Source organism: Mycobacterium sp. 1274761.0 (assembly GCF_001668615.1).
Lineage (GTDB): Bacteria > Actinomycetota > Actinomycetes > Mycobacteriales > Mycobacteriaceae > Mycobacterium.
In genome coordinates this window covers 1-13,976 of record NZ_LZMC01000067.1, presented here as the reverse complement: position 1 = coordinate 13,976, position 13,976 = coordinate 1, and the positions used below count along the sequence as shown (strand labels likewise).

The 13,976-nt window shown below is 67.6% G+C and carries 14 protein-coding genes; 5 read left to right on the top strand and 9 right to left on the bottom strand.

All coding sequences use genetic code 11. The features are described from left to right. Positions 1–4 precede the first annotated feature (4 nt). The 7 genes from A5651_RS14620 to A5651_RS14590 all read right to left on the bottom strand — a co-directional run bounded on the left by A5651_RS14620 (position 5) and on the right by A5651_RS14590 (position 8,168). Complete coding sequence (locus A5651_RS14620) at positions 5–400, bottom strand: PPOX class F420-dependent oxidoreductase (protein WP_066981861.1); 396 nt, start codon at positions 398–400, stop codon at positions 5–7. Positions 401–405: 5 nt separating this feature from the next. Then, a complete protein-coding gene (locus A5651_RS14615) occupies positions 406–789 on the bottom strand; it encodes a PPOX class F420-dependent oxidoreductase (protein ID WP_066981858.1) in 384 nt (127 codons plus the stop codon). A 19-nt stretch (positions 790–808) separates the two neighbouring features. Continuing rightward, the gene (cobN, locus tag A5651_RS14610; protein WP_066981854.1) at positions 809–4,390 is read right to left on the bottom strand and encodes a cobaltochelatase subunit CobN; all 3,582 of its coding nucleotides are present in this window, start codon (positions 4,388–4,390) and stop codon (positions 809–811) included. A 250-nt stretch (positions 4,391–4,640) separates the two neighbouring features. Then, positions 4,641–5,612 carry a glycine betaine ABC transporter substrate-binding protein gene (locus tag A5651_RS14605; protein WP_066981851.1) on the bottom strand — a complete coding sequence of 324 codons (972 nt, stop codon included), beginning with the start codon at positions 5,610–5,612 and terminating at the stop codon, positions 4,641–4,643. Further along, positions 5,612–6,379, bottom strand: coding sequence for an ABC transporter permease (locus A5651_RS14600; RefSeq protein WP_066981848.1), 768 nt, complete (start codon positions 6,377–6,379; stop codon positions 5,612–5,614). The genes A5651_RS14605 and A5651_RS14600 overlap by 1 nt, the downstream gene beginning before the upstream one ends. Beyond that, the gene (locus A5651_RS14595; protein ID WP_066981844.1) at positions 6,376–7,524 is read right to left on the bottom strand and encodes a betaine/proline/choline family ABC transporter ATP-binding protein; all 1,149 of its coding nucleotides are present in this window, start codon (positions 7,522–7,524) and stop codon (positions 6,376–6,378) included. The genes A5651_RS14600 and A5651_RS14595 overlap by 4 nt, the downstream gene beginning before the upstream one ends. Beyond that, positions 7,521–8,168, bottom strand: coding sequence for an ABC transporter permease (locus A5651_RS14590; protein WP_066981971.1), 648 nt, complete (start codon positions 8,166–8,168; stop codon positions 7,521–7,523). The genes A5651_RS14595 and A5651_RS14590 overlap by 4 nt, the downstream gene beginning before the upstream one ends. A gap of 188 nt (positions 8,169–8,356) precedes the next feature. Here A5651_RS14590 and A5651_RS14585 point away from each other — a divergent pair, with 188 nt between their 5' ends. Next, positions 8,357–9,268, top strand: a complete 912-nt coding sequence (locus A5651_RS14585; protein WP_197496625.1) for a TauD/TfdA family dioxygenase — start codon at positions 8,357–8,359, stop codon at positions 9,266–9,268. A gap of 148 nt (positions 9,269–9,416) precedes the next feature. Here the strand turns inward: A5651_RS14585 and A5651_RS14580 are convergent, their stop codons facing one another. Then, positions 9,417–9,698, bottom strand: a complete 282-nt coding sequence (locus A5651_RS14580) for a hypothetical protein (protein ID WP_156662921.1) — start codon at positions 9,696–9,698, stop codon at positions 9,417–9,419. A gap of 144 nt (positions 9,699–9,842) precedes the next feature. Here A5651_RS14580 and cobG point away from each other — a divergent pair, with 144 nt between their 5' ends. Beyond that, the gene (gene cobG / locus A5651_RS14575; RefSeq protein ID WP_066981836.1) at positions 9,843–10,955 is read left to right on the top strand and encodes a precorrin-3B synthase; all 1,113 of its coding nucleotides are present in this window, start codon (positions 9,843–9,845) and stop codon (positions 10,953–10,955) included. Here cobG and A5651_RS14570 read toward each other — a convergent pair. Beyond that, positions 10,934–11,503 (bottom strand): CGNR zinc finger domain-containing protein, encoded by a 570-nt coding sequence (locus A5651_RS14570; RefSeq protein WP_066981833.1) that lies wholly within the window; start codon positions 11,501–11,503, stop codon positions 10,934–10,936. The genes cobG and A5651_RS14570 overlap by 22 nt on opposite strands. A gap of 61 nt (positions 11,504–11,564) precedes the next feature. On the opposite strand from A5651_RS14570, the gene A5651_RS14565 reads away from it, so the two are divergent. From A5651_RS14565 to A5651_RS14555, 3 genes are all read left to right on the top strand, one after another. Next, on the top strand, positions 11,565–12,443 hold the full coding sequence (locus tag A5651_RS14565; RefSeq protein ID WP_066981830.1) for a DMT family transporter: 879 nt from the start codon (positions 11,565–11,567) through the stop codon (positions 12,441–12,443). A gap of 9 nt (positions 12,444–12,452) precedes the next feature. Next, positions 12,453–13,079 (top strand): precorrin-8X methylmutase, encoded by a 627-nt coding sequence (locus A5651_RS14560; protein ID WP_066981827.1) that lies wholly within the window; start codon positions 12,453–12,455, stop codon positions 13,077–13,079. Continuing rightward, on the top strand, positions 13,079–13,976 hold an 898-nt coding region (locus tag A5651_RS14555), incomplete at its 3' end, for a precorrin-2 C(20)-methyltransferase (protein ID WP_066981824.1). The genes A5651_RS14560 and A5651_RS14555, both read left to right, overlap by 1 nt.

The window sequence follows — 13,976 nt, the reverse complement described above, 5'->3', positions numbered from 1 at the left end:
TTTCCTAGGCGGACGCGGGCGCGGCGGTCACCTCGATCGCGCTGTGCACCTTGTCGATGCCGCCGCGGAGCAGCGCCTGCGGTACCCACCACCACGCGTGCCACCAGTAACGCTTGGTGACCTTTTCGAACACCCGCCGGGTCTCCGAATCGGGCAGGTTGCGCGCCACCGCCTCGACGGGTTCACCTCTGGCCTTGCCCAGTGCGCCGGCCTTCTGGATGGTGACCCGCGGGGTGTTGTTGATCCGCTTGGTCTTCCACGACCCGTCATCGGTGATGATCAGCAGCTTGTCACCCTCGGGCACGCCCCACACCGTGGTCGGCTTGGGCTTGCCGTCCTTGGTGAACGTGGTGAGCAGCAGGTACTTCTCGTGGTACACGTCGGTGAAGGTAGGAGCCATGTAGCTCAGTTCACCGGTTTGAGCTCGATCGAAACGTTGTTCTTCATGCCGCCGCGCAGCTTCGAGAAGAAGTTGAACGTCTTACCCAGCAGCCCGTAGCGCTTGCCGATGGCGTCGTAGGTGGCTGCATTCGCGGATTTGTCCAGGACCGTGGCGACGGCCTCGACCGCCTGGCCTTTGGGGTTTCCTTTGACGTCACATTCGGCGATGGTCACCCGTGGGGTGTTGCGGATCCGCTTGACCTTCCACGACTTCTCTTGGGTGATGGCGATCAGGCCGTCGCCGCGCGGCGCCGCCCAGATGGCCGTCGGCTTGGGTCGGCCGTCCTTGGTGAACGTGGTCAGCAGGATGTATTGGCTCTTCGCGACGTCGGCAAAAGTGACTGGCACGGTCCCAACCTAGTGGCGGCTAGCCTTCGAGGTCACCCTCGGTTTCCAGCAGCACCTGCCGCAAGCCGTTGATCGTGTCGCCTTCGGGTTGGGACCACATGCCACGGTCGGCGGCCTCCAGCAGTCGCTCGGCCATACCGTGGAGCGCCCACGGGTTGGACTCGGCCATGAACTTGCGGTTCTCGTCGTCGAGCACATAGGCCTGGGTGAGTCGCTCGTACATCCAGTCGGCCATGACGCCGGCGGTGGCGTCGTAGCCGAACAGGTAGTCCACGGTGGCGGCCATCTCGAAGGCGCCCTTGTAGCCGTGCCTGCGCATCGCCGTCATCCATCGCGGGTTGATCACCCTGGCCCGGAACACCCGCGTGGTCTCCTCGCTCAACGTGCGGGTGCGCACGGCGTCGGGGCGGGTGTTGTCACCGATGTAGGCCGCGGGCGCCTTGCCGGTCAATGCGCGGACGGTGGCCACCATGCCGCCGTGGTACTGAAAGTAGTCGTCGGAGTCGGCGATGTCGTGCTCGCGGGTGTCGGTGTTCTTGGCCGCCACCGCGATTCGGCGGTATTGTCGGTTCATGTCATCGGCGGCCGGCGCCCCGTCGAGCCCGCGCCCGTAGGCGAAGCCGCCCCAGGCCGTGTAGACCTCGGCGAGGTCGGCGTCGTCGCGCCAGTTGCGGCTGTCGATCAGCTGCAGGAGCCCGGCGCCGTAAGTGCCCGGCTTCGAACCGAAAACCCGTGTGGTGGCGCGACGCCGGTCGCCGTCCTCGGCGACGTCGGCGTCGGTGTGCGCGCGCACGTAGTTCTGATCGGGCGGTTCGTCGAGGTTCGCGACGAGCGCGACCGCGTCGTCGAGCATCGTCACCACATGCGGGAAAGCGTCCCGGAAGAACCCTGAGATTCGCACCGTGACGTCGATGCGCGGCCTGCCGAGTTCGCTCAGCGCGATCGGCTCGAGGTCGACGACCCGGCGCGACGCGTCGTCCCACACGGGCCGAACACCCAGCAGCGCAAGCACTTCGGCGATATCGTCGCCTGCGGTGCGCATCGCCGAGGTGCCCCACACCGACAGGCCGACCGACGCGGGCCAGCTGCCGTGGTCGGCGCGGTAGCGCTGCAGCAGCGACTCGGCCATTGCGCTTCCGGTCTCCCACGCCAGCCTCGACGGCACCGCCTTGGGGTCCACCGAGTAAAAGTTGCGGCCGGTGGGCAACACGTTGACCAGTCCGCGCAGCGGCGACCCGGACGGGCCCGCGGGGATGAACCGGCCGTCCAACGCGCGCATGATCTGATCGACCTCACCGGCGGTGCCGGCGAGTCGCGGCACCACCTCGGTGGCGGCGAACCGCAGGATCGCGGCGACATCGGGGTTGTCGGAGAGGCCATCTGCGACCGCGGGATCCCAGTGGGCGCGTTGAAGTTCGGCGAGCAGCTCGCGCGCCTGGGCCTCGGCCGCGTCGACGGCGGCGCGATCGTCGTTGCCGTCCTCGGCGAGGCCGAGCGCCTGCCGCAGACCCGGGACGGTCTGGTCGCCGCCGAAGAGCTGGCGCGCGCGCAGAATGGCCAGCACCAGGTCCAGCTCGGCGTCCCCGGTGGGCGCAGAACCCAGAATGTGCAGGCCGTCGCGAATCTGGACGTCCTTGATCTCGCAGAGCCAGCCGTCGACGTGCAGCAGCATGTCGTCGAACGAGTCGTCCTCCGGCCGTGCCGCCAGACCCAGGTCGCGGTCCATCTCGGCGGCGCGCATCAGCGTCCAGATCTGCTGGCGGATCGCGGGCAGCTTGCCCGGGTCAAGCGCGGCGATGTTGGCGTGCTCGTCGAGCAGCTGCTCCAATCGTGCTATGTCGCCGTATGTTTCGGCGCGCGCCATCGGCGGGATGAGGTGGTCGACGAGGGTGGCGTGGGCGCGTCGTTTGGCCTGCGTGCCCTCACCGGGATCGTTGACCAGGAACGGATAGATCAGTGGCATGGTGCCCAATGCCGCATCGGACCCGCACGCCGCTGACATGCCGAGCGTCTTGCCCGGCAGCCACTCCAGGTTACCGTGCTTGCCGAGATGGACGACCGCGTCCGCACGAAATCCCTTGTCCAGCCAGTGATATGCCGCCAGGTAGTGATGGCTCGGCGGCAGGTCCGGGTCGTGATAGATGGCGACCGGGTTCTCACCGAAGCCCCGTGGCGGCTGCACCATCAGCATGACGTTTCCGGCTTGCATGGCGGCGACGACGATCTCGCCGTCGGCATCTCGAGTGCGGTCGACGAACAGGTCGCCGGGCGGCGGCCCCCAGTGTTGCTCGATCGCGTCGGTCAGTTCGGCGGGCAGCGTCTCGAACCACGCGCGATAATCCTTGGCGGACAAACGGATCGGGTTGTCAGCGAGCTGAGCATCGGTGAGCCAGTCCGGGTCTTGGCCGCCGCGCTCGATCAGCGCATGGATCAGCGCGTCGCCGTCTTGCGCGTCGACACCCGGGATGTCGCCGACGTCTCCGATGTCGTAGCCCGCATCGCGCATCGCGCGCAGCAGAACGACGGCGCTTGCCGGTGTGTCGAGGCCGACCGCATTGCCAATGCGGGCGTGTTTGGTCGGATACGCGGAGAAGACCACCGCGACGCGCTTGTCCTCCGGCGCGATGCGCCGCAGCCGTGCGTGACGCACCGCCAGACCCGCCACCCGCGCGCACCGTTCGGGGTCCGCGACATACGAGATCAGCCCCTCGTCATCGATCTCCTTGAACGAGAACGGGACCGTGATAATGCGGCCGTCGAATTCCGGCACCGCCACCTGTGTTGCAACGTCGAGCGGGCTCAGGCCGTCGTCGTTGTCGTGCCACTGGCTGCGCGAACTGGTCAGGCAGAGCCCCTGCAGGATCGGGATGTCCAAAGCGGCGAGGTGCGCGACGTTCCAGGTGTCGTCCTCACCCCCGGCGGACACGGCGGCCGGTACCGCGCCGCCTGCGGCCAGCACCGTGGTCACCATGGCGTCGGCCGAGGCCAACAACTCCAGCATCTCCGGCTCGGCGGTGCGCAGCGAGGCGCAATACACTGGCAGCGGCCGCCCACCCGCGTCTTCGATTGCCCGGCAAAGGGATTCGACGTATCCGGTATTGCCGGCCAGCTGCTGCGCCCGGTAGAACAGCACCGCGATCGTGGGGCCGCCGCGCTCGGTCGCCGCGCGTTCCAGCACGCCCCAGCTCGGCAGCATCGCCGGCGGCGCGAACCCGAAGCCGGTCATCAGCATCGTGTCGCACAGGAACGCGTGCAGCTGCCGCAGGTTGGCCACGCCGCCCTGAGCCAGGTAGACGTGCGCCTGCAGCGCGACACCGGCCGGAACGGTGGAGTGGCTCATCAGATCAGCGTCGGGCGTGTGCTCGCCGCTGACCACCACCGTCGGCACCCCGCTTCCGACGATGGTGTCGATGCCGTCCTGCCAAGAGCGGTAGCCGCCGAGGATGCGCACGAGGGCCACGTCCGCGTCGTTGAGCAGTTCGGCGAGCTCACCGTCCACCAGCCGCGATGGGTTGGCCCACCGGTATCGGGCGCCGCTCGAGCGCGCGGTGATCAGGTCGGTGTCGGACGTCGACAGCAGCAGGATGGTGGGTTCCGGCACCCACCATTCTTATCGCAGCCGACGGTCAGTCGCCGAAGCGGCCGTGCCAGGTCTGTGGGTAGGGCAGGCCGGTGACGGCGAGCAGGAGAACGAGGATTGCGACGAAAACGATCAAGGACAACATCGGCGGTCCTTCCCATAGGTTGTTGCACACACGTGCAACTAGGAGCACCGTACGACGGAACCGGCTGCACGAGACCGACTTGTGTGCGAGGGAACTCGCAGACCATTTATGTGATGGCCGCCACAGTCAGGCGGTGACGAAGCCCTTCGCGACCATCCAGTCGCGCGCAACCACGGCCGGATCGCGACCCTCGACGTCGACCTGTTTGTTCATCTCGATGATGGCGTCGTTGGTCAGTGCGGCGGTCACCGGCGCCGTCACGTCGGCGATCTGGGGGTGTGCCTCGAAGAACGAACGCTTCATGGTGACCGACGGGTTGTAGTGGGCGAAGAACTGCTTGTCGTCGGTGAGCACCACCAGATCGAGTGCGGCGATGCGGCCGTCGGTGGTGAAGACCTCGCCGAAGTCGCACTGGGTGGCGTCGGCGGTGGCCTGATAGATGATGCCGACCTGAAGCACCGGTGTCACGGCGCGCGCCGGGTCGAACCCGTACGCCGCGGCCATGCCGGGATAGCCGTCCTGACGTGCCCGGAATTCGGTGTCCACACACGTTTTTGCCGCGGCGGGGTTCTTCTGCACCAGCTCGGCGTACTGCGACAGGGTGCGGACGCCGGTGCGCTGCACCACCGCCTTGCTGGCCGCGAGCGCGTAGGTGTCGTCCATCGGTCCAGGCGGCAACCAGACCATGTCGTTGCGCTCGAGGTCTTCGTCGCGCACCGCCTCGTATTGCTCACGGCTGTTCGGGATCGGCTTCTCGTGGCCCAGGTAATTGATCCACGCGTTTCCGGTGAATTCGTAGGCGACGTCCACCTGATCGCGCAACTGCGCCTCTCTGGTGCTGCGCGACCCGACGATGCCGGTGAGGTCGCGCACGTCGGCGCCCGCGGCGGCCAACGTGTATTCGAGGATGTAGCCCATGATCACCTGCTCGGTGTACTCCTTGGAGCCGACGGTGATCTTCACGCCTTCCAGCGCGGGGTTGGGTTTGATCGACCCAGGCGCGACCATGAACGGCACGGCGCCGCCGGAACCGAGCCCGCAGGCCGCCACGGTCACCACTGCCAGCACCGCACCCAGCATGCGCCTGAGGGCGGCCATCAGCGAAGTCCCTTGGGGTTCAGGAAGAATTCGGCGAGGCCGCCCAGCCAGTCGACGAGCAGCGCCAGGCAGACGGCGAGCACGCTGCCCAGAATCAGCGTGACGTTGTCCTGCAGCTTGTAGCCGGTGTCGATGAGGATCCCGAGCCCGCCGGCGTTAACCAGAAACGACAGCGTCGCGGTGCCGACGGCAATCACCAGCGAGGTGCGCAGGCCACCGAGGATGTACGGAATCGCCAGCGGCAGTTCGACTCGCAGCAGCAGCGCGCTTCGGGCCATCCCCTGTCCCCGGCCGGCATCGATCAGCGCGCGGTCCACCTGGTCGATGCCGAGGATGGTGCTGGCCAGCACCGGCAGCAGTGAGTACAGCGCGATCGGCAGCACCCCGATCCAGAAGCCGGTCTTCGCCGTCCACAGAAACAGCAGCACCAGCAGACCGATGGCGGGTGCGGCCTGACCGACGTTCGCGATGCCTACGATGAAGGGACGCAACGCTTTCGCGCCCGGCCGGGTCACCAGCACGCCGAGCGGAACACCGATCGCCAGGACGATCGCGGTGACCGCGAAGGTGATCAGCAGATGCTGCCAGATGAGCGCCGAGACGTTACCGGGGTTGATGTTCTCCTGCTGTGTGGCCGTCAGATCGCGGTCGAACGCCCAGAAGATCACCGCCGTGCCGACGATGAGCACGAGCACGGGCTGAATCCACAACCGAATGCGCTCCGCGGGAGTCGCTTTCGGTCGGGATGCCTCGACGGTGGCCGTCACGACGCCGACTCGCTTACCGCATCGGCCCGCAGGCGGGTGATGGTCTCGATCAAGGTGTCGAGCGTCACCACCCCGGCGTACGTGCTGCCCGGCCCCGTGACGACGGCCGACGCATGCTGTTCGGCGAGGATGGCCTCCAAGGCGTCTTCGAGCGTCGACTGGGTGCTGACCACGTCGAGCTCCTCGGTGGCGTCGTTGAGCGACGACGCATGGCGCAGCTTGCTTTCGCGGACCCAGCTCACCGGGCGGTCGCGCTCGTCGAGCACGACGACCCAGTCGAACTCACTGTCGGCGATAATCTTTCGCACATCATCGACGCTGTCGCCGGTGCGCACCGCCGGATGAGGTTGCAGCTCAACGTCTTTCACCCGCACCAGGCTGAGCTGCCGCAGCGATGCCCCCGACCCGACGAAACCCGCGACGGTGTCGTCGGCGGGGCTGGCCAGGATTGCCTGCGGCGTGTCGTACTGCAGCACCTTGGACCGCTGGCCGAGCACGGCAATGCGGTCACCGAGCTTGACGGCCTCGCCGAAATCGTGGGTGACGAACACGATGGTCTTGTGCAGCTCGGACTGCAGCCGAAGCAACTCGTCCTGCAGGGTGCTGCGGGTGATCGGGTCGACCGCGCCGAATGGCTCGTCCATCAACAGCACCGGCGGATCGGCCGCCAGGGCCCGTGCCACGCCGACCCGCTGCTGCTGCCCGCCGGACAGCTGGCGCGGATACCGGTCGGCGTACTGGCCCGGTTCCAGGCCGACCAGGTCGAGCAGTTCGTCGACACGCTCGGCGATGCGTTTGCGGTCCCATTTCAACAGACCCGGCACCAGCCCCACGTTCTGCCGAATCGTCATGTGCGGGAAAAGGCCTGCCTGCTGAATCGCATAGCCGATGGAGCGCCGCAATTCCGTCGGCTTGATCGACAGCGCATCCTTGTCGCCGATGAGGATGCGGCCCGACGTCGGCTCGCTGAGCCGGTTGATCATCCGCATCATCGTGGTCTTTCCGCATCCCGACGGCCCGACGAAGATCACGATCTCGCCGGCCGGAATGTCGAGCGATGTGTCGTCGACGGCGGGCTGCGTGGATCCGGGATACACCTTGGATACGTGATCCAGGAGGATCCGCGCACCGGATTGTGCTGTCATTGAAGGCCTTTCGATGTCGTCAGCCGTCCGATGAGAACGAGGATCGCGTCGAGGACCAACGCCAGGATGACGATCAGCAGCGTTCCGGAGAGCGCCATCGGAATGGCCGTGGGGCTGCCCACCCTGGCCAGCCCCGCGAAGATGAGGTTGCCCAGGCCGGGACCTTTGACGTAGGCCGCGATGGCCAGCACACCCATCGACATCTGCGTGCTGATCCGCATCGCCGACAGGATCGACGGCCACACCAGCCGCAGCTCGACACGGCCGAGAGTGGAAAACCGGCTCATGCCGATGCCGCGGGCGGCGTCGATGAGCGCGGGGTCAACGGCGTTGAGGCCGACGATCGTGTTGCGGATGATCGGCAGCAGCGAGTACAACACCAGAGCGGCGACGCTGGCCGCTACGCCGAGGCCGAAGACGGGGATCAGCAGGCCTAGCAACGCGAACGCCGGAACGGTCAAAATGACGCTGGACGTCGCGGTGGCAAGGTTGGCCGCCAACGGGTTCCGGTAGGTCGCCACACCGATCGCCACGCCGATGACGGTCGCGATCACCACGCTCTGAACGACCGCGCTGACATGCTGATAGGAGTCGAAGATCAGCTGCGAATGATGCGCGATGAGGTAGTCCCACAAGGCGCCCACATCCACCTCCCCATCGCGCGGTGGCCGGCAACCGGGCACCGTCCACCGGCCGTTACCCGATACTGGCAAATCCGAAACCAAGATCAGCTTCGAATCGCCAATTGCGTTCGCACTGAGTCGAACCCTTGGCCGGCAGAGATCAGGTCATCATCCTTGGGCGGGGTAGTAAAGCGTCAATGGAGGTACTCGTGCCCTCGTCCGTTCGTGTGGTCAAACTCGGCGCCAAGATCGGTGCCCGGATCGACGGCGTCCGCGTCGCCGAGGACGTCGACGCCGCTACCGCCGCGCACATCAACGACGCGCTGCTCGAACACAAGGTGATCTTCTTCCGGGAACAGCACGACCTCGACGACGAGGGACAGCTGGCGTTCGCACGGGCGCTGGGCACCCCGACCACAGCCCATCCGACGGTGACCTCGCGCGGCACCCGGCTGCTACCGATCGATTCGCGCTACGACAAGGCCAACAGCTGGCACACCGACGTCACGTTCGTCGACCGGATCCCCAAGGCGTCGCTGCTGCGTGCGGTCACCCTACCCAGCTACGGCGGCACCACGACGTGGGCCTCCACCGAGGCGGCATACGACGAGCTGCCGGAACCGCTGCGCGTGCTGGCCGAAAGCCTGTGGGCCGTGCACACCAACCAGTACGACTACGCGTCCCCGCGCGAACTCGCCAGCGCCGAGGAGCGTCAGTTCCGCGACGAGTTCGTCTCGGACTACTACGAAACGGAACATCCGGTGGTCCGCATACACCCCGAGACGGGCAAGCGGGTGCTGCTGCTCGGCCACTTCGTCAAACGGTTCGTCGGCCTCGGCTCAGCCGAGTCGGCGGCGATGTTAAACCTCTTTCAGACGCGAATCACGAAGCTGGAGAACACCATCCGGTGGGACTGGCGGCCAGGTGATCTGGCGATCTGGGACAACCGTGCGACTCAGCACTATGCCGTCGCCGACTACGACAAGCAATTTCGCATGCTGCACCGCGTCACGCTGGCCGGTGACATTCCGGTCGGGATCGACGGCCGAAGCAGCCGCGTGAACGCCGGCGATGCGTCGCAGTATTCGCCTGTGGTGAGCCCGATTCCGCTGGCGAGCTGACCGCTCAGCGGCCGGATATCCCCCACCGGCTGGCCCACGTCTGTGGATAGCCGGCGCCGACGAGCACGCCCAGCAGGACCATGACCGCTACGAATGCGATGAGTACGAACATCGAAATTTCCTCTCCCCGTAGGTGTATCGACGGCAGCTACAGTCGTGCCATTTGACGCGACATGGCCGAATTCTCCAGATAGCCGAACCGCTGCGGGTAGTGCTTGATCCGACGCGGCTTCTCGGGCCGGGCGAAGATCGCCCGCACCGCCGAGGTGAACCCGTACACCACGGCGTGGCGACGAGCCGGTGCAGGAGCCAGCACCGCCGCCGAGGAAAAGAGCACCTGCTGTTCGGTGATCACCGCGGCGGTATCGGTCGTGTTCGCCGCCGTCGTCGTCTGGCTGGTTGCACCGGTCCTGGTGTCCAACGTGGTCATCTTCATCACTCCAAACCGCCCCGATCGCCCGTGCCCTTCTGCCGCGGGCTTTCTCTGGACGAAAACTAAGTTCGGCGTGGGTACCGGCACACGCGTAGTCCACTACCCCAGTCGGCGTCACCGGCGGCGCGTACGGTGAGGCTGATGGCCCGGGCCCGTGACCAGGACGCTTGCCCCGGTGCACTTCAGGTGCATCGGGCGGCCGACGGCGCGCTGGCGCGAGTCCGGCTGCCCGGGGGCATGATCGCGCCGGATCAACTGGAGGCTCTGGCGCACGCGGCCACCCGGTTCGGCTCCCCCGCCATGGAGCTGACGTCGCGCGGCAATATCCAGATCCGCGGCATCACCGATACCGCCGCCCTGGCCGACGCCGTCGCCGCCGCGGGATTGCTGCCGTCGGCGACGCACGAGCGGGTGCGCAACCTCGTCGCGTCGCCCTTGTCCGGACGCGTCGGCGGATGCGCCGACGTGCGAGAGCTGGTGCGTCGGCTGGATGCCGCGATCTGCGCCGAGCCTGAACTGGCCAACCTGCCCGGCAGGTTCTGGGTCGGCATCGACGACGGCCGCGGCGACGTCTCCGGCATGGCCCCCGATCTTGGGGTGCACGCCTCGGGCGGGTCCTTCGCCGTGCTGTTGGCCGGCAGTGACACCGGCGTCCGGTCCGCGCCCGGCGACGTGGTGGACACGCTGGTCTCCATCGCCCGGCGGTTCGTCGAGATACGGGACATGGCTTGGCGCGTCGCCGAGCTGGCCGACCCCTCGACGCTGGTCGCCGGCCTCCTGCGGTCCGTTGAGCCGGGTACGACGTGGCCGCCCGCCAGCCGCCCGCCGGTCGGCTGGATCGGCCAGGACGACGGTCGGATCACCCTCGGCGCGGCGGTGCCGCTGGGCGTGCTGCAGGCGCGGGTGGCCGAGTACCTGGCGGCAACAGAGGCGCCGATCGTCATCACACCGTGGCGTTCGGTTCTGGTCTGCGATCTGGAGGACGGTGTCGCCGACACGGCGCTGCGCGTGCTCGCGCCGATGGGCCTGGTGTTCGACGCCAACTCCCCGTGGCTGGACGTCAGCGCCTGCACGGGCAGCCCGGGCTGCCAGCACTCGGCGGCCGACGTGCGCGCCGACGCCGCAAAGGCGGTCCGCGAGCACAGCGCGGGCCGCAGGCACTTCGTCGGGTGCGAACGCGCCTGCGGCAGCCCGTCCTCCGGCGAGGTGCTGATCGCGACGGGAGACGGATATCAGCGGCGGCTTCGTTCGTAATGCCTGCGGGCACGGGCGCGGTTGCCGCAGTCGGCCGCACTGCACCATCGGCGGTTCTGCCGGTGGCTGCTGTCGAGAAACAGCCAGCCGCACTCGTGGTCGCCGCATCCCTTGATGCGTGACAACGGGGTGCGGGTGACCAGCTCCACCGCGGATATCGCGATGCGGTCCAGGGGTGTCTGCCCGGTCAGTTCCCGTTCGACCCAGTCGACGGCATCGCCGGTTGCGCGAAGAACCCTGCGCCGCATCGCCGACATATAGGTCTCGCCTATGACGGCGTCCGGCTGACCGCCGTCGGCCCACGCTTCGTGGAGCGCTTCGCGGAAACGCTTGGCCTGCAGAAGAACCGCCCGCGAATCACGCGCAAGAACCTCCGCACTCTCGGGTTTCGTCAGCAATCCGGCATGGTGGCACCACGCCACCAGATCGGCGTAATCCACTAGATAATCGACGCGACGCGCCGGATCACCACGCCACGCAACGGTGTTGACGAAGTCGATCGCCGGATGACCGCCGCGCAGATCGAGTTCGGCTGCCGCGGATCGCACGCCATCGATTCTAACGGATCAAACATGTTTTAACCGTTAGGCATGAGGATACGACTCCAATATGAAGACGATCGACCGGATTGAACTGCGATGGCATCTCGGGTTGGTGGTCGGCGCGACAAGCGCTTCAGCGTCGGCCGTGCTTCTCGGTCTGGCGGACACGTCGCCTGCTACGGCGACAGCCGCACGGTGCCTACTGGCTTTGCCGGTGGTCGCTGTCTTGGCACTGCGGGAGCAACGACACCACGGGGCATTGGGCCGCAGCGGGCGCCTGGCCGGGATGGCTTGTGGGGTCCTGTTCGCCGGGGACATGTTGTGGTGGACCCAGTCGATTCCTGAGGTGGGAGCCGGCTTGTCGACTGTTCTGGTCAACGCGCAGATCGCCGTCGTTCCCCTTCTGTCGTGGCTCTTCGACGGCGAGCGCGTCGGGCCTCGCTTCGTAGGGTCGCTGCCCGTCATCATCGCCGGCGTGCTTCTGGCCGGAGGTGTCTTCGAGCGCGGCGTGAACGGAAGCAACCCGACGTGGGGCACCGTGCACAGCATCGCCGCTGCGCTGTGCTATTCGGGCTTTTTGTTCCTGCTGCGCCGCGGCGGACAGGGCGGCCAGCCGCTGCAGACCTACGCCGTCGTCCTCGCGTCGGCGACCATTACAGCGGTCGCCGTCGGTTCGTGGTGGCACGGCATCGACGTCACGCCTGGCTGGCCGACGATCGCTTGGCTCATCCTGGTGACGGTCACCGGGCAATTGCTCGGCTGGATGCTCGTGGCGTTCTGTTCGCCGCGACTGCCTAGCGACGTCAGCTCGGCGCTACTGATGTTGATGCCGATCGGTGCTGTGGTCCTCGGGGCGCTTGTTCTGTCGGAGCGGCCGTCGGCTCTGCAGCTTGCGGGGTGTGCGCTGGTGCTGGTCGCGAGCTACGCCGCAACGGCGCGCCGTTAGGGTGAGCGGGTGCTCGACTACATCCGCGACGCGGCCGAGATCTACCGGCAGTCGTTCGCGACGATCCGCGCCGAGGCCGATCTGGCCCGGTTCCCGCAGGACGTCGCCCGTGTCGTCGTGCGGCTGATCCACACCTGCGGCCAGGTCGACGTGGCTGAACACGTCGCCTACAGCGAGGACGTGGTCGCCAAGACGCACGCCGCGCTGGCGGCGGGCGCGCCGGTGTTGTGCGATTCGTCGATGGTGGCTGCGGGCATCACGCGGTCGCGGCTATCCGCCGACAACGAGGTGGTGTCGCTGGTCGCCGACGATCGGGCCGCCGACTTGGCCGCGCGGCTGGGCACCACCCGCTCGGCCGCGGCCGTGCAACTGTGGGCCGACCGACTCGGCGGCGCGGTGCTGGCGATCGGAAATGCGCCGACCGCGCTGTTCCGGCTGCTGGAACTGGTCGACGATGGTGCGCCCACCCCGGCCGCCGTGCTCGGCGGCCCCGTCGGCTTCGTCGGCTCGGCGCAGTCCAAGCAGGAACTCATCGACCGGCCCCGGGGCATGTCCTATCTCGTGGTGACCGGCCGACGCGGCGGCAGTGCGATGGCAGCCGCCGCCGTCAACGCCATCGCCAGCAGCACTGAATGATGACGGCCTACGGCACGCCCAGAGGAACGCTGTGGGGCGTCGGTCTCGGTCCCGGCGACCCGGAACTTATAACGGTCAAGGCCGCGCGGGTGATCGCGCAAGCCGACGTCGTGGCTTACCACAGCGCGCGGCACGGCCGAAGCATCGCCCGCGGCATCGCCGAGCCATACCTGCGCGAGGGCCAGATCGAGGAACACCTCGTCTATCCGGTGACCACGGAGACAACGGACCACCCCGGCGGGTACGCGGGTGCGATCGAGGAGTTCTACCGGGAGGCCGCCGAGCGCATCGCCGCGCACCTGGACGCCGGCCGCGACGTCGTACTGCTGGCTGAGGGCGATCCGCTGTTCTACAGCTCCTACATGCACATGCACACCCGGTTGACCCAGCGCTTCAACGCCGAGATCGTGCCGGGCGTGACGTCGGTGAGTGCCGCGTCGGCCGCCACCGGCACTCCGCTGGTGCAGGGCGACGAGGTGCTGACAATCCTGCCCGGAACGCTGCCTGTCGAGGAGCTCAAGCGCAGGCTCGCCGACACCGACGCGGCGGTGGTGCTGAAGCTGGGCCGGTCCTACCCCGTTGTGCGGGAGGCGCTTTCGTCAGCCGACCGGCTCGACGACGCGTTCTACGTGGAGCGGGCGAGCACCTCGCAGCAGCGGGTGCTGCCCGCCGCGGATGTCGACGACGGCAAGGTGCCGTACTTCTCGCTGGCCATGCTGCCGGGCGGAGGTGCGCGGCGCGCGTCGGCGGGGAGTGTCGCCGTCGTGGGGCTCGGCCCGGGCGACATCGACTGGATGACCCCGCAGTGCCGGCGCGAACTCCGCGCGGCCACCGACCTCATCGGCTATGGGCCGTATCTCGAGCGTGTCCGCCCGTGCGAAGGGCAACGCGTGCATC